The 25,372-nt window shown below is 69.5% G+C and carries 17 protein-coding genes and 1 tRNA gene; 10 read left to right on the forward strand and 8 right to left on the reverse strand.

Going from position 1 to position 25,372, the window contains the following annotated elements:
* Positions 1–9: 9 nt before the first annotated feature.
* From glmU to ACIHCQ_RS19710, 3 genes are all read right to left on the reverse strand, one after another.
* Positions 10–1,467 carry a bifunctional UDP-N-acetylglucosamine diphosphorylase/glucosamine-1-phosphate N-acetyltransferase GlmU gene (gene glmU / locus ACIHCQ_RS19700; RefSeq protein ID WP_399663683.1) on the reverse strand — a complete coding sequence of 486 codons (1,458 nt, stop codon included), beginning with the start codon at positions 1,465–1,467 and terminating at the stop codon, positions 10–12.
* A gap of 109 nt (positions 1,468–1,576) precedes the next feature.
* A tRNA-Gln gene (locus ACIHCQ_RS19705) sits at positions 1,577–1,648 on the reverse strand.
* Between the two features lie 27 nt (positions 1,649–1,675).
* A complete protein-coding gene (locus ACIHCQ_RS19710) occupies positions 1,676–2,533 on the reverse strand; it encodes a hypothetical protein (RefSeq protein WP_399663685.1) in 858 nt (285 codons plus the stop codon).
* 155 nt (positions 2,534–2,688) lie between these two features.
* On the opposite strand from ACIHCQ_RS19710, the gene ACIHCQ_RS19715 reads away from it, so the two are divergent.
* Positions 2,689–4,002: a sensor histidine kinase gene (locus ACIHCQ_RS19715; RefSeq protein ID WP_399663687.1), complete on the forward strand. Its 1,314-nt coding sequence runs from the start codon at positions 2,689–2,691 to the stop codon at positions 4,000–4,002.
* A 75-nt stretch (positions 4,003–4,077) separates the two neighbouring features.
* Here the strand turns inward: ACIHCQ_RS19715 and ACIHCQ_RS19720 are convergent, their stop codons facing one another.
* Together ACIHCQ_RS19720 and ACIHCQ_RS19725 are read right to left on the reverse strand one after the other, a co-directional pair.
* Positions 4,078–4,572, reverse strand: a complete 495-nt coding sequence (locus ACIHCQ_RS19720) for an SUKH-3 domain-containing protein (protein WP_399663689.1) — start codon at positions 4,570–4,572, stop codon at positions 4,078–4,080.
* Positions 4,573–4,633: 61 nt separating this feature from the next.
* The gene (locus ACIHCQ_RS19725; RefSeq protein ID WP_399663691.1) at positions 4,634–5,236 is read right to left on the reverse strand and encodes a YwqJ-related putative deaminase; all 603 of its coding nucleotides are present in this window, start codon (positions 5,234–5,236) and stop codon (positions 4,634–4,636) included.
* Between the two features lie 217 nt (positions 5,237–5,453).
* Here ACIHCQ_RS19725 and ACIHCQ_RS19730 point away from each other — a divergent pair, with 217 nt between their 5' ends.
* The 3 genes from ACIHCQ_RS19730 to ACIHCQ_RS19740 all read left to right on the forward strand — a co-directional run bounded on the left by ACIHCQ_RS19730 (position 5,454) and on the right by ACIHCQ_RS19740 (position 10,158).
* Positions 5,454–6,467 (forward strand): SMI1/KNR4 family protein, encoded by a 1,014-nt coding sequence (locus ACIHCQ_RS19730; protein WP_399663692.1) that lies wholly within the window; start codon positions 5,454–5,456, stop codon positions 6,465–6,467.
* Positions 6,468–6,474: 7 nt separating this feature from the next.
* A complete protein-coding gene (locus ACIHCQ_RS19735; protein WP_399663693.1) occupies positions 6,475–9,069 on the forward strand; it encodes an SUKH-4 family immunity protein in 2,595 nt (864 codons plus the stop codon).
* 198 nt (positions 9,070–9,267) lie between these two features.
* A complete protein-coding gene (locus ACIHCQ_RS19740) occupies positions 9,268–10,158 on the forward strand; it encodes a cellulose-binding protein (protein ID WP_399663694.1) in 891 nt (296 codons plus the stop codon).
* 274 nt (positions 10,159–10,432) lie between these two features.
* Here ACIHCQ_RS19740 and ACIHCQ_RS19745 read toward each other — a convergent pair whose 3' ends face one another.
* On the reverse strand, positions 10,433–11,506 hold the full coding sequence (locus tag ACIHCQ_RS19745; protein ID WP_399663695.1) for an alkene reductase: 1,074 nt from the start codon (positions 11,504–11,506) through the stop codon (positions 10,433–10,435).
* Between the two features lie 116 nt (positions 11,507–11,622).
* Here ACIHCQ_RS19745 and ACIHCQ_RS19750 point away from each other — a divergent pair, with 116 nt between their 5' ends.
* The 3 genes from ACIHCQ_RS19750 (at position 11,623) to ACIHCQ_RS19760 (ending at position 14,008) form a co-directional block, all read left to right on the forward strand.
* Entirely contained in the window at positions 11,623–12,000 is a 378-nt protein-coding gene (locus ACIHCQ_RS19750; RefSeq protein ID WP_399663697.1) for a MerR family transcriptional regulator, read from the forward strand.
* A 61-nt stretch (positions 12,001–12,061) separates the two neighbouring features.
* On the forward strand, positions 12,062–12,613 hold the full coding sequence (locus tag ACIHCQ_RS19755) for a DUF5753 domain-containing protein (RefSeq protein WP_399663699.1): 552 nt from the start codon (positions 12,062–12,064) through the stop codon (positions 12,611–12,613).
* A gap of 177 nt (positions 12,614–12,790) precedes the next feature.
* Positions 12,791–14,008: a hypothetical protein gene (locus ACIHCQ_RS19760; protein ID WP_399663700.1), complete on the forward strand. Its 1,218-nt coding sequence runs from the start codon at positions 12,791–12,793 to the stop codon at positions 14,006–14,008.
* A 13-nt stretch (positions 14,009–14,021) separates the two neighbouring features.
* Here ACIHCQ_RS19760 and ACIHCQ_RS19765 read toward each other — a convergent pair whose 3' ends face one another.
* Positions 14,022–15,638, reverse strand: coding sequence for an MFS transporter (locus ACIHCQ_RS19765; RefSeq protein ID WP_399663702.1), 1,617 nt, complete (start codon positions 15,636–15,638; stop codon positions 14,022–14,024).
* A 382-nt stretch (positions 15,639–16,020) separates the two neighbouring features.
* Between ACIHCQ_RS19765 and ACIHCQ_RS19770 the strand changes: the two genes are divergently transcribed.
* Together ACIHCQ_RS19770 and ACIHCQ_RS19775 are read left to right on the forward strand one after the other, a co-directional pair.
* Positions 16,021–16,809: an ABC transporter ATP-binding protein gene (locus tag ACIHCQ_RS19770; protein WP_399663704.1), complete on the forward strand. Its 789-nt coding sequence runs from the start codon at positions 16,021–16,023 to the stop codon at positions 16,807–16,809.
* Entirely contained in the window at positions 16,806–19,382 is a 2,577-nt protein-coding gene (locus ACIHCQ_RS19775; protein ID WP_399663706.1) for an ABC transporter permease, read from the forward strand. Before ACIHCQ_RS19770 ends, ACIHCQ_RS19775 begins: the two co-directional genes overlap by 4 nt.
* An 87-nt stretch (positions 19,383–19,469) precedes the next feature.
* Here ACIHCQ_RS19775 and ACIHCQ_RS19780 read toward each other — a convergent pair whose 3' ends face one another.
* Positions 19,470–20,762: an ABC transporter substrate-binding protein gene (locus ACIHCQ_RS19780; RefSeq protein ID WP_399663708.1), complete on the reverse strand. Its 1,293-nt coding sequence runs from the start codon at positions 20,760–20,762 to the stop codon at positions 19,470–19,472.
* A 434-nt stretch (positions 20,763–21,196) separates the two neighbouring features.
* On the opposite strand from ACIHCQ_RS19780, the gene mfd reads away from it, so the two are divergent.
* Positions 21,197–24,727: a transcription-repair coupling factor gene (gene mfd / locus ACIHCQ_RS19785; protein ID WP_399663709.1), complete on the forward strand. Its 3,531-nt coding sequence runs from the start codon at positions 21,197–21,199 to the stop codon at positions 24,725–24,727.
* Positions 24,728–25,372: the final 645 nt, after the last annotated feature.

Consider the following 25,372-nt stretch of genomic DNA (forward strand, 5'->3'; position numbering starts at 1 on the left):
CGTTTTCGGTCAGTTTCCCTCGGCGACCTGTTCAGTTACAGCGCCAGCCACCTGAGCCGCCTGCGCGGCAGCACTCCCGGGACGCTTCCGCGCCACCCAACCCTCAATATTCCGCTGCTGGCCCCGGGCGACGGCCAGCGAACCCGCCGGCACATCCTTCGTGATCACCGAACCCGCCGCCGTATACGCACCGTCCCCGACAGTGACAGGCGCCACAAACATGTTGTCCGAACCGGTCTTGCAGTGCGACCCGATCGTCGTGTGATGCTTCGTCTCGCCGTCATAGTTCACAAACACGCTCGCCGCGCCGATGTTCGTGTACTCACCGATCGTCGCGTCACCCACGTACGACAGATGCGGCACCTTCGTGCCCTCGCCGATCGTCGCGTTCTTCATCTCCACATACGTACCGGCCTTCGCCCGCACACCAAGATTCGTACCCGGCCGCAGATACGCGTACGGACCCACCGACGCCCCCGCACCAACCACAGCCGAATCCGCCACCGTGTTGTCCACCCGCGCGCCCTCACCGACGACCGTGTCCCGCAACCGCGAATTCGGGCCGACCTCAGCCCCCTCCGCCAGATGCGTCGCACCCAGCAACTGCGTACCCGGATGCACAATCGCGTCCCGCTCGAACGTCACCGACACATCCACCAGCACCGACGCCGGATCCACCACCGTGACCCCCGCCATCATCGCCCGGACCAGCAGCCGCTCATTGAGCAACTTCCGCGCCTCGGCAAGCTGCACACGATTGTTGATGCCGAGGATCTCCCGATGATCACCCGCGACAGACGCACCGACCCGGTGCCCGGCCGCACGCAGAATCCCCAGCACATCAGTGAGGTACTCCTCACCCTGACTGTTGTCCGTACGCACCTTGCCCAGCGCATCCGCCAGCAACTGCCCGTCGAACGCGAACACACCGGAATTGATCTCACGGATCGCGCGCTGCGCCTCGTCGGCGTCCTTGTGCTCGACGATCGTGGTGACGGCGCCGGTGACGCTGTCGCGCACGATCCGCCCGTAACCGGTCGAGTCGGGGACCTCGGCGGTGAGCACGGTGACGGCGTTGGCGTCGGCGGCGTGCGTGGCGGTAAGGGCGGTGAGCGTCTCCCCGGAGAGGAGGGGAGTGTCACCGCAGACGACGACGACGGTGCCCTCGGGGGTCCGGCCGAGCGCTTCGAGTGCCATCCGGACGGCGTGCCCGGTGCCCTTCTGCTCGGCCTGATAGGCGGTACGGGTACCGGCGTACTGCGCGGCGAGGTGGCCCTCGACCTGCTCGCTGGCGTGGCCGACGACGACGACGAGGTGCTCGGGGTTGAGCTCGCGAGCGGCGGAGACGACATGGCCGACGAGCGAGCGCCCGCAGATTTCGTGCAGGACCTTGGGGGTCTTCGACTTCATGCGGGTGCCCTCACCCGCTGCGAGGACGATGACGGCTGCCGGGCGGTTGGCGCTCACGGGAATGCCCTTCGGCTTCGGGTGGTGGACACCGGAAGGATACCCAGGGGTTTCGGGGGTGAAATGAGGGCGGGTCCTGACCTTGGAGGTCAGGACCCGAACCTAGAAGCTCCCCCGCCAGGACTTGAACCCGGACATATAGCACCAAAAGCTACAGTGCTGCCAATTACACCACGGGGGATGAAAAGCGGCTAAACCGGACATTGAGTCAGGTCGCCGAATCGGCACTGAACACTATGCCGTACCAAGTGCCCTCCATGCGACGGTAAAGATCGGCGCTTTGGGTTACGTAGATGGCGAGGCAGCCCTGGTAGGTCTCACCCGTGTTCTTGCGACCCGGCTTTGGGTTGTGCCGCTTGAGCATGGGCTTGCGGAACGTCTCGGGGCTGACGTCTGCGATCTCCGCCCAGTACCGTTCCGCTGCGGGCACGTCGGCCGATTCGTGAATGCTGACGGTGAAGCGCAAGCGGTCGCGCGAGACCTGGAGCAGATCGAGCCATCGCAAGTAGAGCTTGATCACATTCGGGTCGCTGTTGATGAACTTAAGGCTCTCGCGTCGGTCGTAGACCTTGTCTTTGCCGCCCTCTGCCCAATAGGGGGTGACCCCGGCGATGAGCAGCTCCCGGTCTGAGAGCTGTCCGATCTGGTCGAACGCTTCCTGCTTGGTCTTCTGTCGTTCCACGTCGCGGATGACGAGTTCGTGTTCCCAGCGCTTCTGGGCGGCGAGCTTCGCCTGCTCGGACGGGTCGCGGCGCTCCGGTTTCGGGAGGTCCCGTACCCAGAGTGAGATGGAACTCTTCGAGCACCCCAGCTCCACCTGGATCTGGTCGTACGTCATGCCCTTCAGTCGTAACTCCCGCGCCTTGTCGCGCAGGTCGTCCTTCGCGTTCGGGCGCTTCGTCCACTCGGGTGGTGGCTCGCCCTCCAGTAGCCGGTTCAGGATGTCGTTGTTGTCGACGAAGAGCCGGTCGCGGATCTGGCGTCGGCTGAGGCCCTCCCGTCGCAGTGCGATCGCCTGCTCCCGCAGGCCCTCAAAGTCGGCGTATTTGCCGTGAATCGCTGTCATGTGGTGATCATCATCCGGAATGCGAACGTCCGGCTCGAAAGCCCGCTCGATTCACTGGATCGTGCGATCTATGGCTATTTCGTACGTGTTCGAAGTCATTCCGTGCTGTCGCACTCTCCGGAAAATGAGTCGCGCCCGCCCGTAGGCTGGAACACATGACCACAACGGGGGCACACCAGCACGGCACGGGCCCGACCGCCCGTAGCTGGCTGTGGTGGAGACGGCGGCGCAGTGTCGTACTGGACGTGGGGCTCGGCCTCGCGTCCGCTTTTGAGTGCGCTCTGGAGGGTGTGGGGTTCGCGGACAAGGCCGCGGTTCCCGTGCCCCTCGGAGTGCTGTTCGGGCTCGTCGTCGGGTGCGTGCTCGTGCTGCGGCGGCGGTGGCCGATCGCCGTCGTACTCGTGTCCATCGCGACCACGCCCGCCGAGATGGGCTATCTGATGGGCATCGTCGGGCTCTATACGCTCGCCGCCTCCGAGGTGCCGCGCCGGATCACGGCGACGGTCGCGGGGATGGCGCTGTCCGCGACGCTGATCGTGACGTTCGTACGGGTCCGGCAGGACGTCGCGTCCGCCGATTACGCCCCCTGGTACGTGCCGACGATGGCGGTCATCATGTCGCTCGGGCTGACCGCGCCGCCCTTGCTGTTCGGCCTCTACATAGGGGCCCGGCGGCGGCTGATGGAGAGCTTGCGGGAGCGTGCCGACAGCCTGGAGCAGGAGCTGTCGTTGCTGGCTGACCGGGCCGAGCAGCGGGCGGAGTGGGCGCGTACGGAGGAGCGGACCCGGATCGCGCGGGAGATGCACGACGTGGTGGCGCACCGGGTGAGCCTGATGGTGGTGCATGCGGCGGCTTTGCAGGCCGTGGCGTTGAAGGATCCGCAGAAGGCGGTGAAGAACGCCGCGCTGGTGGGTGACATGGGGCGGCAGGCGCTGACGGAGTTGCGCGAGATGCTCGGGGTGCTGCGGGCGGGGGAGAGCGGTACGCGGGCGGTGGCCGCGGTGCCGTTGGCGGCGGTGGGGGCGGCGGCTGCGGCTGCTGCCGCCGCGGCGGCGGAGGACGGGCCGTGTCTGGCGGATCTTGAGGGTCTGGTGGGGCAGTCGCGGCAGGCGGGGATGGTGGTGGAGCTGGTGGTGCAGGGGGAGGCACGGGCGTACGCGCCGGTGGTGGAGCAGACGGCGTACCGGGTGGTGCAGGAGGCGCTGACGAACGTGCACAAGCATGCGGCGGGCGCGAAGGTGCGGGTGCGGCTTGCGCATCGGGGTGCCGAGGTGGCGATGCAGGTGGAGAACGGCGCTCCGGATGCGAGTGGTGCTGGGGCGGCTGCCGCGCGGTTGCCGAGTGGGGGTAATGGTCTGGTGGGGATGCGGGAGCGGGTGCTGGCGTTGGGTGGGGTCTTTGTGTCGGGGCCGACGGATACGGGGGGCTTCCGGGTTTCGGCGGTGTTGCCGGATCGGGTGGAGGGGTAGGGCGGGGCGGAGCGGTAGGGCGGGGCGGCGCGGGCCCGGGCTGGTCTCGGCGGCCGGCGGCTGGCGGCCGGTGGGTCAGCTCAGGGTGAGGCGCGCGGGCTGGACGCCCGTGACGAGTGTGGCCATCGCGTGGTCGATGGTGGGGCCGAGGTACCAGTCGCCGGTGTGGTCGAGGCTGTAGACCCGGCCTTCGGTGTCGATGGCGAGTACGGCTTGGCTGTCGCCTTCTTCCCCGAGCGGGGAGATCTCTGTGCCGAGTGCCCGGCCGAGGTCCGCGAGGGTGCGTGCGAGGTGGAGTCCGGCGAGCGGGTTGAAGTGCATGGGGGTGGGCGCGGTCTGCCGTCCGGGGCCGGGCGCGGTGACGCGTAGGCCGCCGAATTCCGCCCAGACCTCGACCGCCGCGGGGAAGATCGAGTGCTGGTGGCCGCCGGGGGAGACGTGTCCGCGCAGGGTGTCGGCCCAGTGTTCGGCTTGCTTGATGTCCCAGCGGCCGGGTTGCCAGCCTGCGTCGCGCAGGGCGGCGTCGACGGGGACGGGGAAGCGGGCGGTGCTGAGGTGTTCGGGCGGCATTGGTGCGAGTTCAGCCGTTCTGGGTCGAGGGTCAGCCGGTGTCTGGGCCGGGGCTCAGGGGCTAGGCCGTGGTCGGGTCGACGGCGCGTACGCCGAAGTGGTCGAGCATCGCCGTACAGGACCGGCAGGGTGGTGCGTAGCTGCCGTGCAGCGGGTCGCCGTCTTCGCGGATGCGCCGGGCGGTGAGTTTCGCCTGTTTGAGTGTGCGGCGGGCCTCGCTGTGGGTGAGGGGTTTACGTTGGGCTCTTTTGGATCGCTGGGCTTCGGCGGCGGTGAGGTGGCGTGAGAGCAGGATCGCTTCGGGGCAGCGGCCGGTGAAGCGTTCGCGCTGGCCGCTGGTGAGTGTGTCGAGGAAGTCCTGTACGAGTGGGTGGAGCACGGGCGGCTGGTCGGCTTTGCCCGCGGTGCAGGTGAGCGTTTCGCCGCGTACGGACAGTGCTGCGGCGACGGCGGGCAGGATGCCGTCGCGGCGGTGGCTGAGCGTGGGCGGGCGGCCGTCCTCCGTACTGCTCCAGCTGAGGCGTGGATCTCCTGAGGTGGTGCCTGAGGTGCTTGACGTGCTTGACGTGCTTGACGTGCTTGACGTGCTTGACGTGTCTGAGGTGCCTGAGATGCCTGCGGCTCCGTCTGAGGTGCCTGAGATACTTGGTTGCGCTGTGTGCATGGTCTTTCGTCCCCTCCCGTGCACGCCCCCGAGTTGAGTGGACAGCCTGCCAAATGGGGCGGGTGGTGTGGAAGCTGGGTCGCTGAAACGTGTCGACTCGTCGGCGAACGGTCACTCGATTGTGACTGTTGGTGACGGAATCGGAGGGCCGGTTCTCGCTGTTGCGGCAGCGCATAGGCTGTCCTGAACCAGCCAGCAGCAGCAGGGGGCAACCGCCATGACGACAGGTCGACTCGGGCTGGGGGCACCTCCCGGCCCCCAGGGCCGGGGAAATGCCGCGCCGCCGAATGCGGCCTATGCCGGGCAGGTCGTGAACTTCCCGGATCCGGTACGGGCTTCGCGTCACCCTGGAGGTGTACGGGTTGACGACAGCGGCTATCCGGTTTTCTCGCCGTACGCGCGTGCTGCCGCGGAGATAGCGGAGCCGCCTCAGGGTTTCGGCGTGGATGAGCTGCGGCTCACCGATTACGTATCGGCGAACGCGGCTCTGCATGCTGCCGGCCATGCGCTGTGGGACACGGTCCCTTCGGTGGCCACTCCGCACGGCTGGACCTGGCATCACGTGCCGGGTTCGCGTCGGCTGGAGCTGGTTCCGGTGGAGGTGAAGGCGCTGCTGCGGCATCACGGCGGTCTTGCGACGGCTCCGGTGGATCAGGGGAAGCGGGGTACGCGTCCGCTTCAGGAGACCCGGCCCGCGCATTTCGGTCTGCCCAAGAGTGGCGTGTCGGTGAGCGAGCAGCAATTGCTGGGCATCGAGGAGGATTTGGGTTACCGGCTGCCGGGGCCGTACCGCTCGTTCCTGAAGGCGGCGGGCGGCTGTGCGCCGGTGGGGGTGGCGCTGGACGCGGAGTTGGGGCTGCTGGTTGACCAGCCGTTTTTCACGGTGCGGGAGGAGGCGGGGGTCAATGACCTGCTGTACGTCAATAAGTGTCTGCGTGACCATCTGACCAAGGACTACCTGGGGGTCGCCTTTGTTCAGGGCGGGATTCTGGCGGTGAAGGTCAAGGGCTCGGCGCTCGGTTCGGTCTGGTTCTGCGCGTATGACGATGCGCGGGATCAGGACGGGTGGGGCGTGCAGGAGCGGGTGGAGCGGCTGCTGCTGCCGTGTGGTGATGATTTCGACGGTTTTCTGGGACGTCTGGCGGGCAGTCCGCCGGAGCTGGAGACCGTGGCGAACCTGATGGTGGACGGCGGCTTCGCGCGCGCTGTTCCGATTTCGGACGAGGGGTGACGGTCCGATGGTGACTTTTGCGCAGGCGCAGGAGCGGGCGGAAGAGTGGGTCAACGGGGATGTGCCCTCGTATCAGCACCGTGAGGTGCGGGTGCGGGAGTTCGAGCTGGGGTTTGTGGTGTGGGCGGAGGACCGGGAGGGCGGTGCCCGTTCGGACGGGGGGCGGCAGCGGCTGGTGATCGCCAGGGACAGTGGCGATGCGACGTTGTGGCCGGGGTTGCCGGTGGGTGAGGTGATTCGGCGGTACGAGGAGGAGTACGGGGTTCAGGACGCGGCTGCGGCTGCGGCTGCGGCGTCGGGGCCGCCTCAGCGGATTGATCTGAATCAGACGTCGTTCTTGTTGAGTCCGCCGGAGTGGCTTCAGGAGGCGGCGGACAAGATCGGGCTGTCGGGCGCCGGTGGGTCTTCGGGGGGACCGTCGGGTGGGTCTTCGGGCGGGTCTTCGGGCGGGTCTTCGGCTGGGGACGACTGGGCGGCGCCTGCTGCCTCTTCGCCTGCTGCCGCTTCGGGTGGGTCTGGGTGGCCGGGGCCCGGTGCGTCCGGCGCGTCCGGCGCGTCCGGTGGTGACGCCTCTCAGGGCGGGTCCGGCTGGCCGAGTGCCGGTGGCGGCGACTACGAGCCGACGCCGCCCGGGGCGACGCCGTGGACGGACACCAGCGCTGCCGGGTCGGACGACGCGTCCGTACCGTTGCCTGCCACGGTGTTCGCGCCGCCGATCTCCGGTGCCGATGAGGATGACGCCCCGCCGCGGGCGGGGGGTGCGGAGGCGCCGACCGCGCTGATGTCGGGGGGCAGCCAGCTGCCGCGGACGGCGGTCGCTCCGGCGCTGAACCCGCAGTCTGACAGGCCTCAGGCAGCTCAGGCAGCGCAAGCAGCGCAGGCATCTCAGGCGCCTCAGCAGTCGCCCGGCGACATCGCGGACGCGGCGACGAGCAAGGCGTCCGTACCGCCGCGTGGCTCGCGTGGCGGTGGTGCTACGACTCCGCCGCCGCCCGGGGCTCCCGGTACGCCGGGTGTGCGGCCGGGCGGGACGCCGCCGCCGTCGGGGCCGGGTGCTCCCGGTGCGCCGGCGGCTGGTTACCTGCCGCAGCAGCTCGGTCCGGAAGGCGCGCAGCCTCCCGGTCCGCCTGGTCCTCCGGGTCCGCCCGGTCCTCCGCCGGGTGGTGGGGTGCACCATGCCGCGACGATGCTGGCGGATCCGAGCCAGCTGGGTGGGCCTGGTGGTCCTGGTGGCCCGAGCGCGCCGCAGCCTCCCGGGCCGCCTGGTCGCCCTGGACCGCCCGGTCCGCCCGGTCCGCCTGGTGCCACGCCGCCGCCGGGTGGTGGGGTGCACCATGCCGCGACGATGCTGGCCGGTCCGAACCCGATGGGTGGCCCGGCCGCTCCGAACGTGCCGCAGCCGCCGGGTCCGCCCGGGCCTCCCGGTGCGCCGGGCGGTGGCGTGCACCATGCCGCGACGATGCTCGCCGGGCCGCCCGTGATGGGCCCGGGCGCGCAGCAGCCGCCCAGCCGGCCGGGTCCGCCGGGGCCTCCTGGCCCGCCCGGTCCCGTACCGCACGGGTCGCAGCCGCAGCCGTCGCTTGGCGGTCAGCCGCCCGCGTACGGATATCCGCCGCAGCCGATGGGCGTACCGACCGTCGGCCCCGGCTATCAGGCCGTACTGCGCTACCGCGCGCCCGACGGCTCGGAGGCCCAGCTGATCCGCCGTTCGGCGCCCGGCACTCCGCATCCGGAGTGGCAGATCCTGCATGAGCTGCGGGCCATGAACGTGCCGCCGCAGCAGGTGCTTGAGCTGCATACCGAGCTGGAGTCGTGCGAATTGCCGGGCGGCTACTGCTCCCGGATGATCCGGGAGACCTGGCCGCAGGTGCGGATCACGTCTGTCGCGCCGTACGGCAGGGATCACGCCAGCAGGCAGCAGGGGATGCACCATCTGCTCACCCATCAGGGGGAGTTGCATCAGGTCGCGGACGGTCCGGCGCGGCCTGCGCCGGTCCGGGCTCCGTTGCCGCAGGTGCCGCCGGCTCCGCCGATTCCGCCGGAGGGGATCGCGCAGGAGCTGATGGGCGCGTTCGGGCCGCAGGGGATCTGCCGGTTCGACCAGCGGGCTGTTTCGCGTCAGGGGGTGCCGGAGATCGTGGCGGCCACGCTGGTGTGGGCGGGGCTGCCGGGTGATTTCAATCCGTTCTTCTGGGCGCAGCCGGCTCAGCCGGTCGTGCCGACGCTGGCGGAGCTGGCGGCGCAGCGGCAGGTGCAGGCGGCGTCGGACGCTGGCTCGTATCTGGTGGTGGGCAGCGACTTCGGGCGGGCGATCTGTGTTCAGTACGGCACGGCGCACATGGTGGCGGTGCCGGTGGAGGCGGGTCCGGGGGGCCAGCCGGTGGCGCCGCAGTTCGTGAACAGCGGGCTGCCGGAGTTCGTACGGTGTCTGGCGCTGCTCGGGCGGATGTGGCGGCTGCGTTACAACCTCAACCCGGAGCAGGCGGGCCGGTGGACGGTTGATTTCCAGGCGCAGCTCGCGGCGCTGGATCCGGCGGCGCTGGCGTCGTCGGAGAGTTGGTGGTCGGTGTTGCTGGAGCAGATGTGGGACGGACTGTTGTGACACGCTGACATGCTGATGTCCTGACATAAGGATGATTGGGGTGTCCGACCTGCCTGCCTGTATGCCTTGCATACGGGTCGGACACTCCGCCCCTTCTCTGCCGGTGCGACATGGGTGGAGTGTCGCATTATGGGCACTTCGGTCAGATCCAGCAGGATGTGCGCTAATCGCGTTGTGTGCCGGAAAGGGGCTTGAAGGATGACTGCTGCATCGGTGTCGCCGCACGGTTTCCCCGTCGTACGGGGCCGTGGTTACCGCGTGGAGGAGACCGACGCCTACGTCACCGCCCTGTCCCGGGACCGCGACGAGGCGTGGGAACGCGCGGCGCGGCTGACTGTCCTCGCCAAGGAGATGGAGGCGGAGGCGGCGCGGCTGCGTGAGGTGGTCTCGGCGCTTCCCCCGCAGACGTACGAGACGCTGGGCCGCCGCGCCCAGAACGTCCTGGCGCTGACGGTCGAGGAGTCGGAGGCGGTGCGGGCGGCCGCCCAGGATGAGGCGCAGGGCCTGCGCGACGCGGCGGATGCCGCAGCCCGGCAGGCGCGGGACGGGGCACGGGCGTACGCGGACGAGGTCGGGGCGGACGCCGAGGCGCGGGCGAAGCAGCTCCTCCTCGCGGCGCAGGCGACGGCCGACGAGATCCGCGCGGAGGCCCGGCGTGAGGCGAAGGAGCAGCGCGGGGAGGCGCTGGCCGCGCTGAAGGAGATGCGCAGCCGTACCGAGGCCATGCTGACCGACCTGGGTAACGAGCAGGCCGAGCGGTGGGAGCTGGTGGGCCGTGAGCTGGCTGTCCGCGAGGCCGAGTCGGAGGCGCGGCGTGTCCAGCTCGCCGCGTACGCGGAGGCGACGCTCTCGGAGGCGAAGCGGGCGTTCGCGGAGGCGGAGGAGGACGCCCGCCACAGCCAGGAGGACGCGGAGGCGCGGGCGGCGGAGCTGATCGGTGAGGCGAGGGTGCAGCAGGAGCGCGCGGAGCGTGAGACGGAGCGGTTGCTGCGGGAGCACGAGGAGTCCCGCGAGGAGATGCAGGCGCATATGGACCATGTCCGCAGCAGCCTGGCGACCCTGACGGGCCGCGCGCCGGCGGAGGGGTAGGGGGGCCCTCCAGGTAGGGGGCCCCTACCCCTGGAGGGGGCTCCCTACCTGGACGCACGAGCAGATCGCACGAGTCCGTCCAGTACGAGGCCGGTTCGCTTGCACGCCCAGCCGGGTGCCCACCGCAAGCGCGGCCCTGGGCCGGCCGTCGGCCAGGGGCCAGAGGCCCGACGACTACACGTTCCGGCCCCGTCGCGCGGGCGGTTCCGGCTGAGCACACTGCCCGCGCCGGTTACGACCGCCCGCCCGCCGGCCCGCTCGCTGCGGATCGGAGTCAAGCCGCGTACTGGTGGGCCGAGTAGGTCAGGTAGCCCGCATCACCGCCCTGGTAGTACGTGGCCTCGTCGACGGGGGCGATCGGGAGTCCGCCGCGCAGCCGCTCGACCAGGTCGGGGTTGGCGAGGAAGGCGCGGCCGAAGCTGATGAGGTCGGCACCCAGCCCGAGCCAGTGGTCGGCGTCGTCCCGGCCGGTCTGCTTCGGTCCCATCGGAAGCACCGGGTTCATGACGAGGGTGCCCGGCCACGCCCGGCGCAGGGCGACCAGCACCTCTTCGTCGGCGGTGGCTTCGAGGTGCACGTAGGCCAGCCCGAGGGGGGCCAGCTCGGTCAGCAGTGCGGTGTAGAGCTCGCGGACGTCGGTCTCCTCGACTCCCCAGAACTCCGTGTCCGGTGAGAGCCGGATGCCGGTCCTGGCCCCGCCGACGGCCTCGACGGTGGCGGCGGCGGCCTCGACGGCGAACCGGATCCGGTTGGCGACCGGGCCTCCGTAGCGGTCCGTGCGCAGGTTGGCGTTGGATGAGAGGAACTGCGAGATCAGGTAGCCGTTGGCGCCGTGGAGCTCCACGCCGTCGAAGCCCGCGTCAATGGCGCGCCGGGCGGCCCGGGCGTACGACTGCGCGTGCTCGGGCACTTCGGCGGTGTCCAGAGCGCGCGGCGTCGGGGCGGGCTGGGGCCCGGTCGGGGTGAACACGTCGCCGACGGCGGGGACGGCCGAGGGCCCGACCGGCTGCATGCCGGTGGTGTCGGGATGTGAGACTCGGCCGCCGTGCATGATCTGGGCGAAGATCCGTCCGCCGTTGGCGTGGACGGCAGCGGTCACGGGATGCCATGCGGCGACCTGCTCGTCGGTGTGCAGTCCCGGCGTGCCCGGGTTGGACTGCCCGATCGCGCTCGGCTGCACCCCCTCGCTCACGATCAGCCCGGCCGTGGCCCGCTGGGCGTAGTAGGCCGCCATCGACGGCGTCGCCAGACCGCCGGCGGCGGCCCGGACCCGGGTCATCGGGGCCATGACCACCCTGTTGGGCAGTGTCAGACCGCCGAGCCGGTAGCTGCTGAAAAGGGTCGTCACGTCAGGACTCCTTCGTGGTCCGCGGCGCCCGGACCTCGGGCACGGCAGCTACGCTAAAACCTCACACTGGTGTCAGAGGCAAGCTCTGTGACGCAGGACATAGCCGGGAGGATTTCGTGCGGATCGGGGAGCTCGCGTCGCGGGCCGGAGTCAGCGTCCGGTCCGTGCGCTACTACGAGGAGCAGGGGCTGCTCACCAGCACCCGCAGTCCCAGCGGGCAGCGGCACTACACGGACGGCGAGGTCGAGCGGGTCGCGTTCATCCAGCGGCTGTACGCCGCGGGCGTGTCCAGCCGCACCATCATCGAGCTGCTGCCCTGCGTCGACGCGCCCAGCGAGGAGAACTCCGACTCCGCGCTGGAGCGGATGGCGCAGGAGCGCGACCGGCTCTCCACGCACATCGCCGACCTCGTGCGGACCAGGGACGCGCTCGACGAGCTGGTGGCCGTGGCCAGGGCGTACCGGGAGCAGCTGGGGACGGCCGTGGCCGGCTGACCGGCGGGGGCCCCGTCCGGCCGGCAGCGCTCGGCTCGCTCGGATGGATCATCGTCTCGGCGTGAGCGATGGAGTGCGCGCGAGCGCCTGCGAGGACGAACTTCTCGTCAACGCCTTGGTGGCCATGGCGAAGGAGCGCGGCAAGCGCTGGTGGCAGGCCTACCGAGGCCGCATCGCGTCCAGCTTCCTCGACGTCGCCGAACTCGAACACCACGCCACGCACATCCGCACGTACCAGGTCGCACGCATCCCCGGCCTCTTCCAGACCGAGGAGTACATGCGTGCCGTCTTCGCCCTCTCGGCACCCCAACTCGCCGACGCCGAGCGGGAACTCCAGATCGAGCACCGGCTACAACGCCAGCAGCTCATCGAGCCCGAGGTGCGCGTCTCCCAGGAAGTGATCATTCACGAGGCCGCGCTCCGCATGCGCTTCGGCGGACGCAAGGCCGCCCGCGCACAGCTTGACCGCGTCCTGGAACTGGCACACCGCGACAACATCTCCGTGCGAGATGTCCCACTCGTGGTGGGCGGAGGCGGTGAGCCTGTTCATCGGTCGGCGGGCTGCGGACGTTGCCGCCGTTGCCGTTGTAACGAATACCGGGTGGCTTCTTGACGCTCCGGCTGCTCGTTGCCAGACTCGCCGTCCGCGACAGAAAACGCTTTCTAGTTCGTCTGTCGCGTGCTCAGCCACCGCGAGTCAGAGCCGTCCGAGGCCGTTCGCGCCTCGGAAATGAATCGATTCATAGGAATCGCGCGCGGTGGACCGACCCCCCACGCAGGAGAAGAAGACATGGGACGCAGGGCCACAGCCTTAATCAGAACCCGGGCCGGCATCGCCGCCGCCTGCACCACCGCCCTCCTGGCCACCGTGGCCGCGCTGACCGCCCCCGCCAGCGCGGCCCCCGAAACAGCCGTCGCGCCGCAACCGGCCGGTGCCGCCGCCCCGTTGGCGGCCTGCGGCGACGGCTCCTACCAGGCCGAAGCCGTACTGAGCGGCTCCACCTGGACCGCCCGGCGCGGCAGCAGCACCGTGTACACCGGCAGTGACATGCGCGCGGCCATGCAGGCCGCCGTGAACAGCCTCAGCTCCGGCCGCACCGCCAAGGAGCGGGTCGTCGTGCGCGGCTCCGGCTCCATCAGTGCGGGCTCCAGGGTCTCCCTGCCGAGCTACACCGTGCTCGACGTCTGCGGCACCATCAATGTGACCGGCACCGGCACCGGCTCGGGCGACCAGGCCCCCGTCTACGCACGCGGCGCCCGGGACATCGAGGTTCAGCACCTCAACCTCACCGGCGCCCCGCTGTACGGCATCTTCATGCGGAACGTCCAGAACGTCGTACTCGGCCAGATCGACATGCGCCTGTCGCGCGGCCTCGGCGTCCGTATCGACAACCGTGGCGACACCAGCCAGTGGACGCGGAATGTCCGTATCGACAACGTGTACGTCTCCGGGGCGAGCAGCCACGCGGTGGAGACGTACGGTGTCGACGGCCTCACCGTCGGCACCGTCACCGCCCGCAACGTCGGGGAGTCCGGCCTGCTGCTGAATCAGACCATCAACGCCACCATCACCAAGGTCGACGCCGACGGCGCGGGCGCGGGCACCGGCTACGCGGCCTTCCGCATGGCCAACCGCAACGGCCGCGTCGGCAGTAGCTACCCCACCAACATCCGTGTCGGTGAGGTCATCGCCCGCGGCGGCGGTCGCGGAGTGTTCTGCGTCTCCGAGAGCGGCGGCGCGGTCATCGACCGCGTGAACATCTCCAACACCGGCAACAACGCGATCCTGATCGAGAACTGCTACAACGTGAACATCGCCGCGCAGAGCGGCAGCGTCACGGGCGGCGGCGGAATCCGCCTCGCCGCGCGGTCCGAGTTCGCCAACAACTCCGACATCAACATCCAGAACCTCACGGTGACCAACTCCGCCATCAGGGAGAGCCCCTGCGGGACCAACACCAACTTCCGTAACAACAGGCTGGTCAACAGCACGCAGAGCATCTGCTAGCTCATCGTGTACGTCAGGACTTGTCGGGCACACCCTCATCGGGCGTGCCCGGCACGTCCTCGACGATGACCGGGAAGCGGCGCGGGGCCACGAAAATCAAGGCCAGCAGCGCCAGCCCGGCAGCGCACGCCGCGCCCAGATAGACGTAGTCGACCGCCGCGTCCACCGCCCGCCGGAGCTGGTCCGCCGCCTGTGCCGTCAGCGACGCCGGGTCGGCCAGTGCGCGTGATACCGCGTCCAAGTCGCCCGCGCCGCCCAGCCGGGCCGCCAGTACCCCGTTCGCCACGGCCCCGAAGAGCGCCGCGCCCAGGGACTGGCCCACCAGTCGGCAGAACAGTACGGACGCCGTCGTCGTGCCCCGCTCCGACCAGCCCACCGTCGACTGGACGCCGATGATCAGCGGCAGCTGGAACAGGCCCAGCGCCGCGCCCAGCAGGAGCATCAGCAGGGCCGGTTGCCACGGTTCGCCCGGGTAGGGCAGCAGCGGGAACGCCATGAGGATCACGGCGGCCAGCGAGATGCCGATGATCGAGGTCTGGCGGAAGCCGATGCGGGTGTAGAGGTGGTTGGACAGTGCCGCGGAGATCGGCCAGCTCAGGGTCATGACGGACAGGACGAAGCCCGCGGCGATCGGGCCGAGGCCGAGGACCGACTGGGCGTAGGTGGGGAGGAAGACGATGGGGGCGACCATGAGCAGGCCCAGCGCCCCCAGCGCGAGGTTCACCGCGGCGATTGGCCGGCGGCGCCAGACCCAGCCCGGGATGATCGGCTCCGCGGCCCGCCGCTCGATGACGACGGTGAGGGCCACCAGGACCGTACTCCCGCCGAACAGCGCCAGCGAGGGCGCGGAGAACCAGGGCCAGGCGATGCCGCCCTGGACGAGCGCGGTGACCAGGAGCGTGCCTGCCGCGAAGACGGCCAGCGCGCCGGGCCAGTCGATACGGGGGCGGGCGGCCGGTTTCATACGGGACGGCTCGCGCAGGTGGCGTACGACCAGCCACAGCGCGAACGCGCCCACCGGCAGGTTTATCAGGAAGATCCAGCGCCAGTTCGCGTACGTCGTGAGCAGCCCGCCGACCACGGGCCCGGCCACCGCCGAGACCGCCCACACCGTGGACAACCTCGCCTGGATCTTGGGGCGTTCCTTGAGGGGGTAGAGGTCAGCGGCGATGGTCTGCACCGTGCCCTGGAGGGCGCCGCCGCCCAGCCCCTGCACCACCCGGAAGGCGATCAGCGCCGCCATGTTCCAGGCACCCGCGCACAGCAGTGAGCCGAGGAGGAAGAGGATGATGCCGGTGATCAGGACAGGCTTGCGGCCGAAGGTGTCGGAGAGCTTCCCGTAGACGGGGAGCGAGACGGTGACGGCGAGCAGATAGCCGGAGAAGAGCCAGGAAAAGACCGAGAAGCCGCCGAGGTCGCCGACGATCTGGGGTACGGCGGTGGCGATGATGGTGCCGTCCAGCGCGGCCAGCGCCATGCAGACCATCAGCGCTGCGGCGACCGGGCGGCGTTCGCGCGCCGTGGCGGGCGCCCGGGCTCCTGCCCCGGTTCCTGCCCCTGCCCCGGCTACCGCCCCTGTCTCCGTCCCCGCACCCGTCCCCGCCCCCGGTATGCCCTCGGTGGTGCCCACCCCTTGGTCCTTTCCCCCTGCACGTACATCCCCGGCACACCCTCTCACTTGAGCCTCACGCAACGGCAGGGTGCAGGATCAATACATGCGTCTCCACCCAGAGGTGGAGAACCCCTAGGGGCTTCTCCCTACTTAGGGCCGGGGCATTTTCGTCCCGGGGGACGACGAGGAGGCGTGGGTCGACTCCTTAGGTTGTTCTTACGGCCGCGGGTGAGGCCAGCACCACCGGGGGGTGGGGAAAACCCCCGGTTCAAGACTGCGCTGTGCACCAGCGCGCCGGACCGCTTCTGTAGCAAGAATCGAACCGTACGCGGCGAGACCTGAACGCGCCCATCAGCTAGCTGCTCTGACTGACGACTGACTTAGACTTAGGAGACATACCGTGACTACGGCTGTGACAATTCCCCGGCATGGGGACACCGGAGGGCGTACGGCCGTCGCCGCGCGAGGACGGCAGGTCGTCAAGGCATACGGAACCGGGGAGACCCGCGTCGTCGCCCTCGACCACGTCGACGTCGACATCGCCCGCGGGCAGTTCACCGCCATCATGGGCCCGTCGGGCTCCGGCAAGTCCACCCTGATGCACTGTCTGGCCGGGCTCGACACCGTGACGTCGGGTGAGATCTACCTCGACGACACCGAGATCACCAAGCTCAAGGACAAGAAGCTCACGCAGCTGCGCCGGGACCGGATCGGCTTTATCTTCCAGGCGTTCAACCTGCTGCCCACGCTCAACGCCCTGGAGAACATCACGCTCCCCATGGACATAGCCGGGCGCAAGCCGGATGCCGGGTGGCTCAACCAGGTCGTGGAGACGGTCGGTCTGTCCGACCGTCTCAAGCACCGGCCCACCGAGCTCTCCGGCGGTCAGCAGCAGCGTGTCGCGGTGGCCCGCGCGCTCGCCGCCCGGCCCGAGATCATTTTCGGTGACGAGCCGACCGGAAATCTCGACTCCCGCGCGGGCGCCGAGGTGCTCGGCTTCCTGCGCCGCTCCGTCGACGACCTGGGGCAGACGATCGTGATCGTCACCCACGACCCCGTGGCCGCCTCGTACTCGGACCGCGTGCTCTACCTCGCCGACGGCCGCATCGTGGACGAGATGCTCCGGCCGACCGCCGACGCCGTCCTCGACCGCATGAAGGACTTCGACGCGCGGGGGCGCACGTCATGACTGTATGGAAAACCTCGATGCGCAACTTCCTTGCGCACAAGGGGCGAATGGCGCTCTCGGCGGTGGCGGTGCTGCTGTCGGTGGCCTTTGTCTCGGGCACGCTCGTGTTCACGGACACGATGAACACGACGTTCGACAAGCTCTTCGCCGCGACCGCCTCCGATGTCACCGTCTCCCCCAAGGGCGCCGACGACGACGAGAACCCGGCGACCGGCAAGCCCGAATCGCTGCCCGCCTCCCTGGTGGACACGGTTACGAAGGTCGAGGGCGTGAAGTCCGCCGAGGGCGGGGTCGCCAGCTTCAGCGTGACCGTCGTCAACTCCAAGAACAAGGACATGGGTTCCAGCACCGGCGCTCCGACGATCGCCGCCAACTGGACGAAGAACGACCTCAAGTCGATGGACATCACCTCCGGGAACGCGCCGCGCGGCCCCACCGAGGTCATGGTCGACGCCGACACCGCGGACAAGCACCACCTGAAGCTGGGTGACGAGCTGCGCACCATCGCCGCCACCGGCGACTTCACCGCGAAGATCTCCGGCATCGCCACCTTCAAGGTCACCAACCCCGGTGCGGCGATCGTCTACTTCGACACCGCCACCGCCCAGCGTCAACTGCTCGGCGGGGGAGGGCTGTTCACCAACATCCTGATTACCGCCGCGGATGGTGTGAGCGACGACCAGCTCAAGAAGAACATCGCCACGGCGCTCGACGGCGGCGCCGCGTACAAGCTCCAGACGGCGAAGGAAGCCGCCGACTCGGGCCGCGAAGAGGTCGGCTCGTTCCTCGATGTGATGAAGTACGCGATGCTCGGCTTCGCCGGGATCGCGCTCCTCGTCGGGATCTTCCTCATCGTCAACACCTTCTCGATGCTGGTGGCCCAGCGCACCCGCGAGATAGGCCTGATGCGGGCCATCGGCTCCAGCCGTAAGCAGATCAACCGTTCCGTGCTGGTCGAGGCGCTGCTGCTCGGCATCGTCGGCTCCCTCGCGGGCGTCGCCGCGGGCGTGGGCCTGGCGGTCGGGCTGATGAAGCTGATGGGCTCGCTGGGCATGGAGCTGTCCACCAGCGATCTGACGGTGAAGTGGACGACCCCGGCCGTCGGTCTCCTCCTCGGCGTCCTGGTCACGATCGTCGCCGCGTACGTCCCGGCCCGCCGCGCCGGCAAGGTCTCCCCGATGGCCGCGCTGCGCGACGCCGGTACGCCGGCGGACGGCAAGGCGGGCCGGATCCGGGCCGCGATCGGCCTGGTGCTGACGGGTGGCGGGGCTGCGGCGCTGCTGGTCGCCACGCAGGCGGACAAGGCGAGCGAGGGATCGCTGTTCCTCGGCCTCGGCGTGGTGCTGTCGCTGATCGGCTTCGTCGTCATCGGCCCGCTGCTGGCGGGTGTGGTGGTACGGGCGCTGAGCGCGGTCGTCCTGCGGATGTTCGGCCCGGTCGGGCGGCTCGCGGAGCGCAACGCGCTGCGCAACCCGCGACGGACCGGAGCGACGGGCGCCGCGCTGATGATCGGGCTCGCGCTGGTGGCGTGTCTGTCGGTGGTCGGCTCCTCGATGGTGGCCTCGGCCACGCAGGAGCTCGACAAGTCGGTCGGCGCGGACTTCATCATCCAGTCCGACAAGGGCCAGCTGCTCATTCCGCAGATCGAGAAGGCCCTGAACTCGGCCCCGCACATCGAGCACGTCACCAACTACAAGAGCGTGGAGGCCAAGCTGACCGCGCCCGACGGCACGGCCGAGGACGCGGACCTGGTCGCCGCGGACCCGACGTACGCGCAGGATCTGCGCCGTGAGACGGTCGCGGGCGACCTGGCGGCGGCGTACGGGAAGAACGCGATGTCGGTGGGCGACAAGTACGCCACGGAGCACGGCGTCAAGGTCGGCGACACGCTCAAGGCCGCCTTCAAGAACGGCCGGACGGCCGAGCTGAAGGTCGCGGCGATCACGGCCGACGACTCGACCGTGGACCGGGGCGCGATGTACATCAACATCACGACCGCCGCGGAGTACCTGCCCGCCGACAAGATGCCGCAGAACATGATCATGTTCGCGAAGGCGGAGGACGGCAAGGAGAAGGAGGCGTACGCCGCCATGAAGGCGTCGGTCGCCAAGTACCCCCAGTACAAGGTGCGGAACCAGACCGACTTCAAGCAGCAGCTGAAGGACCAGATCGGCCAGTTGCTGAACATCGTCTACGGGCTGCTGGCGCTCGCGATCGTCGTCGCGGTGCTGGGTGTGGTGAACACGCTCGCCCTGTCGGTGGTGGAGCGTACGCGGGAGATCGGCCTGATGCGGGCGATCGGCCTGTCGCGGCGGCAGCTGCGCAGGATGATCCGCCTGGAGTCGGTGGTCATCGCCCTCTTCGGCGCGCTGCTGGGCCTGGGGCTCGGCATGGGCTGGGGAACCGCGGCGCAGAAGCTGCTGGCGCTGGAGGGTCTGGGGGTCCTGGAGATCCCGTGGCCGACGATTCTGACGGTGTTCGTGGCGTCGGCGTTCGTGGGGCTGTTCGCGGCTCTGGTGCCGGCGTTCCGGGCGGGCAGGATGAACGTACTGAACGCGATCGCCTCCGACTAGTACCAGGACTGGGCGACGCGTGCTTGTACTACCAGTGGTCCCGGTGCGGCTCTCGCACCGGGACCACTGGCGTTCCCGCCAGTCACCTCAGCGGAGGGACTCCAGAGTGCCGCCCAGCGGAATGTCCCTGGAGGCGTTGTTGTCGACGATGACCGGTGTCACGGAGAAGCCCTTGGAGCTCTCGCGCCACTGCGCCATCACCAGCGGCTCCGCCGAGACGTTCTTCACCGGCCCTGCCTGCCAGTCCAGCGGTCCCACGATCGTCGTCAGACTGACGGTGCCCAGCGCCTCCGCCAGCTCCTCGCGGTCCTTGGGGTCCGACACCTTCCGCAGCGCGTCGGCGGCGACCTCGAAGAGCGCCATATTGGACCCCATGACCTGGTTCCACTGCTTGCCGGTTGTCTTCTCGTAGTCGGCGGCGAGTTCCTCGGACGTCTGGTTGGTCAGGGTGGAGGAATACGGGAACTGGGGTGTCCACCAGAATCCGGCGGTCAGCCCGATCCCCAGTTCGCCCAGGCTCTCGATCTGCGAGGGGAAAAGACCGGTCTTGGCGATCGAGGCGATCTTGGGGCGGTAGCCCTCCGCGCGCGCCTGCTTCCAGAAGGCGGCGAAGTCGGGCGGGAGCGGGAAGCTGTTGAAGATCTCCGCGTCGTCCTTCTTGAACCGGGATATCTGCGCCGAGTAGTCCTGCGCCCCGCCCTCGTACGCGCCCGGGTCGACGAGGGTGAAGCCCGCCTTCTCCAGCACAGGCCCGAGGCCCTCCCGTACCGCCTTGCCGTCGGGGTCGTTCGGCCACATCACACCGACCGATTCATTGGTGCTCACCTGCCCCTTCCACAGGGAGGCGTACGCCGCGCCGAAGTCCGCCGTGCCGATGAAGAAGTGGTACGTGTACGTGAACGGCTCCGCGGCCGTCGCGCCGCGGCCGAAGTACCAGGCCTCCCAGGGGACGACGGTCGACACGCACGGGATCCGCGCGGCCTCGCAGGCGTCGGACACGGGGTTGACCGTCTCCGGCGTCGAGGAGACGAGCATCAGGTCGATCTTCTGGGTGCCGATGAGCTCGGCGGCGGCCTGCGCGGCCTGCTGGGGGCTGGACCGGCTGTCCCGGCTGATGATCTCGACGTTGTGCTTTTTCCTGTGGATGATGAGGCCGTCGGCGAAGGCCTCGCGCACTTTCTTCAGCAGGTAGGCGTCGGGCTCGCCGAAGGCGGCAGCGGCACCGGTGACGGGCGAGATATAGCCGATCCGTACGGTGGCGTCGGGCTTCGGGTCGCTTCCCGCCACGTTGCCGCAGGCGGTGAGGAGTCCGCCCGAGGAGAGCAGGACAGCGCCCGCGGTGGCTCTGAGAACGGATCTTCGTGACAATTCGTGGTTCATGAGGGTTGGCTCCGAAACATCCCAGGGGCACATGGGACTGGGTACTGGGTATGGGGGACTGTGGACTGACTGGGGAGATGGCACGTGTCAGTGACAGAGCGAAAGAGCGAGCGGCGGAGAGCGGCCGGCGCGAGGTGGCGGCCTGCGCGGGGTCGCCGCGGGGCCGTTCCCAAGGTTGCGGTGGGGCCCCAACAGTGGACGCCGGTCGAACAGGGGCCGCTCGGCCGGCTCCTGCGTCAGGGAGCCTGATCATGCCTGTGTGACGGAACGTTTACAAGGGGTTGACAGGCACGTTCTGTGTCCGGACGGTAGCCGAGCGACTGTCACAGGAGCGTCGTAGGCTTGGATGCCCCGGCCCGTTCGACGTGTCGGGCCTCTCGCGTTTCCCCACTCCACACCCGCCACCCCACACGCGCCCCGGATGGAAGCCCTTCATGAGCCTGCACGGTCTGCTCGATGCCGTCGTACGTGACCCGGCGCTCGCCGAAGCGGTGAAGGCCGCCGGTGAAGCTCGCCGTATGCGTGTCGATCTCGTCGGCCCGCCCGCAGTGCGCCCCTTCGCGGTCGCCGCGCTGGCGCGCCGGGCCGGACGCCCGGTGCTGGCCGTCACGGCGACCGGGCGGGAGGCCGAGGATCTGGCGGCCGCGCTGCGCTCGCTGCTGCCCGAGGCGGGCATCGCCGAGTTCCCCTCCTGGGAGACCCTGCCGCACGAACGGCTCTCGCCGCGCTCCGACACCGTGGGCCGCCGCCTGGCGGTGCTGCGCAGGCTGGCCCACCCCTCGTCCGACGACCCGGCGGCCGGACCCGTCTCCGTCGTCGTCGCGCCCATCCGCTCCGTACTGCAGCCGCAGGTCAAGGGGCTCGGCGACCTGGAGCCCGTGGCGCTGCGCACCGGCACCCAGGCCGATCTGAACCAGGTCGTGGACGCGCTCGCGGCAGCGGCGTACTCCCGGGTGGAACTGGTCGAGAAGCGCGGCGAGTTCGCGGTCCGCGGCGGCATTCTCGATGTCTTCCCGCCGACCGAGGAGCATCCCCTGCGGGTGGAGTTCTGGGGCGACGACATCGAGGAGATCCGGTACTTCAAGGTCGCGGACCAGCGTTCACTGGAGGTCGCGGAGCACGGTCTGTGGGCGGCGCCCTGCCGTGAGCTGCTGCTGACCGAGGACGTACGGCAGCGGGCCGCCGCGCTCGCGGAGCTGCATCCGGAGCTGGGCGAGCTGCTCGGCAAGATCGCCGAGGGGATCGCCGTCGAGGGTATGGAGTCTCTCGCGCCGGTCCTCGTGGACGAGATGGAGCTGCTGCTGGACGTGCTGCCCGCGGGCAGCATGGCCGTGGTCTGCGACCCCGAGCGGGTACGGACGCGGGCGGCGGACCTGGTGGCGACGAGCCAGGAGTTCCTGCAGGCGTCGTGGGCGGCGACGGCGGGCGGCGGCGAGGCCCCGATCGATGTCGGCGCGGCCTCGCTGTGGGGGATCGCGGACGTACGGGAGCGGGCGCGCGAGCTGGGCATGATGTGGTGGTCCATCTCGCCCTTCGCCGCGGACGAAGAGGTGTCCGTGGACACCATCAAGCTGGGCATGCGCGCCCCCGAGACGTACCGCGGCGACACCGCGCGCGCTCTGGCCGACACCAAGGGCTGGCTGGCGGACGGCTGGCGGACGGTGTACGTGACGGAGGCGCACGGCCCCGCGGCCCGTACCGCCGAGGTGCTCAGCGGCGAGGGCATCCCGGCGCGCCTGGTCCCCGACCTCGGCGAGATCGCTCCGTCCGTGGTCCAGGTGTCGTGCGGCTCGATCGACTACGGCTTCATCGACCCCGGCCTGAAGCTCGCTGTCCTGACGGAGACGGACCTGACGGGCCAGAAGGCGGCCGGCAGAGACGGCCAGCGGATGCCGACGCGCCGCCGGAAGACGATCGACCCGCTCACGCTTGAGGCGGGCGACTACATCGTCCACGAGCAGCACGGCGTGGGCCGTTACGTCGAGATGGTGCAGCGCACCGTACAGAACGCGACCCGCGAATATCTGCTGGTGGAGTACGCCCCGGCCAAGCGCGGCCAGCCGGGCGACCGGCTGTACATCCCCACCGACCAGCTGGAGCAGGTCACCAAGTACGTGGGCGGCGAGGCACCGACGCTGCACCGGCTCGGCGGCGCGGACTGGACGAAGACGAAGGCGCGGGCGAAGAAGGCGGTCAAGGAGATCGCCGGGGACCTGATCAAGCTGTACTCGGCGCGGATGGCGGCGCCGGGCTACGCGTTCGGGCCGGACACGCCGTGGCAGCGCGAGCTGGAGGACGCGTTCGCGTATGTGGAGACGCCCGACCAGCTCTCCACGATCGCCGAGGTCAAGGAGGACATGGAGAAGACGGTCCCGATGGACCGGCTGATCTGCGGCGACGTCGGCTACGGCAAGACGGAGATCGCGGTACGGGCGGCGTTCAAGGCGGTCCAGGACGGCAAGCAGGTCGCGATCCTGGTCCCGACGACGCTGCTGGTGCAGCAGCACTTCGGGACGTTCTCCGAGCGGTACGCCCAGTTCCCGGTCAATGTGCGGGCGCTCAGCCGCTTCCAGTCGGACACGGAGGCGAAGGCGACGCTGGAGGGCCTGCGGGACGGCACGGTCGACATCGTCATCGGCACGCATCGGCTGTTCTCCTCGGAGACCAAGTTCAAGGACCTGGGTCTGGTCGTGGTGGACGAGGAGCAGCGCTTCGGCGTCGAGCACAAGGAGCAGCTGAAGAAGCTCCGCGCGAATGTCGACGTACTGACGATGTCCGCCACCCCCATCCCTCGTACGCTCGAAATGGCGGTCACGGGCATCCGCGAGATGTCGACCATCACCACCCCGCCGGAGGAGCGCCACCCGGTGCTGACGTTCGTCGGCCCGTACGAGGAGAAGCAGATCGGCGCGGCGGTGCGCCGGGAGCTGCTGCGCGAGGGCCAGGTCTTCTACATCCACAACCGGGTGGAGTCGATCGACCGGGCGGCGAGCCGGCTGCGTGACATTGTCCCGGAGGCGCGGATCCAGATCGCGCACGGGCAGATGGGGGAGGCGGCGCTGGAGCAGGTGGTCGTGGACTTCTGGGAGAAGAAGTTCGACGTGCTGGTGTCGACGACGATTGTCGAGTCGGGCATCGACATCTCGAACGCGAACACGCTGATCGTGGAGCGCGGCGACAACTTCGGTCTGTCGCAGCTGCATCAGCTGCGGGGGCGGGTGGGCCGTGGTCGGGACCGCGGTTACGCGTACTTCCTCTACCCGCCGGAGAAGCCGCTGACCGAGACCGCGCACGAGCGGCTGGCGACGATCGCCCAGCACACGGAGATGGGCGCGGGTATGTACGTGGCGATGAAGGACCTGGAGATCCGCGGCGCGGGCAATCTGCTGGGCGGGGAGCAGTCGGGCCATATCGCGGGCGTGGGTTTCGACCTGTACGTACGGATGGTGGGCGAGGCGGTCGCGGACTACCGGGCGCAGATGGAGGGCGGCGTGGAGGAGGAGCCCACGCTGGAGGTCAAGATCGAGCTCCCGGTCGACGCGCATGTCCCGCACGAGTACGCGCCGGGTGAGCGGCTGCGGCTGCAGGCGTACCGGGCGATCGCGTCGGCAACGACGGAGGACGACATCAAGTCGGTCCGCGAGGAGTTGGTGGACCGCTACGGCCCGCTCCCGGAGCCGGTGGAGAACCTGCTGCTGGTGGCGGGGCTGCGGATGCTGGCGCGGGCGTGCGGGGTGGGCGAGATCGTGCTGCAGGGGCCGAACATCCGGTTCGCGCCGGTGGAGCTGAGGGAGTCGCAGGAGCTGCGGCTGCAGAGGCTGTATCCGCGGACGGTTATCAAGGCGCCGGCACACCAGATCCTGGTGCCGCGCCCGACGACGGGCAAGATCGGCGGGAAGCCGGTGGTGGGGCGGGGCTTGCTGGGGTGGACGGGGGAGTTCCTGACGACGATCTTGGGGTCGTAGCCGTAGGGGAGCGTTCCGCCTACTGGATCCCGTGTCAGGTGTTCTACCCGTGGAGATTGGCGGCAGCGATCGCTGGCGAGTGATCTTGATTGAGTAAGGGCCTCGGGGTGCGGTGTGGATTGCGACATCTACACCGAACGACGAAGGCCCTCATGCCTCACTGCGGTACACCGCTGACCCGAGACCCTGGCCCGCTGGGTGTAGGGCGCAGCGCCACGGCTATGCGGAGAAGCGACATGGCGTCCTTGTCCGGAGTGAAGGCTCGCCGATCGAGGAGAGTGCGCGGTGGGGTTGGTCGGGCAGGTCGCTCCGAGCGGCAGGCCTTACAGCAGAGCATGCCCGATCTTGAGATGGACCGAGCGGCCTAAGGGAACGGTCTTGAAAGCCGAAGTGCCCTGAAACGGCCCTCGGAGGCAGGAGCCATTGAGACTGCCCAGCTCAAACAAAGCGCAGGTGAGGCGGGGTGCCGGGCTGAGTCCGGCACCCCGCCTCTCGGCTTGCTGTCTCACCGTGTCTCACCCTGTGCCGCTGTTGATCAGCACGCACGGACCAACGACGGACCAAATCTGGCAGCTCTCAACGGGGTCGGAGCGAGGTTCCATCTCGGTCCTCTCCGCTCTTCGCGGTCGAGCTACGACGCTGGCA

Source organism: Streptomyces sp. NPDC052236 (assembly GCF_044548015.1).
GTDB lineage: Bacteria > Actinomycetota > Actinomycetes > Streptomycetales > Streptomycetaceae > Streptomyces.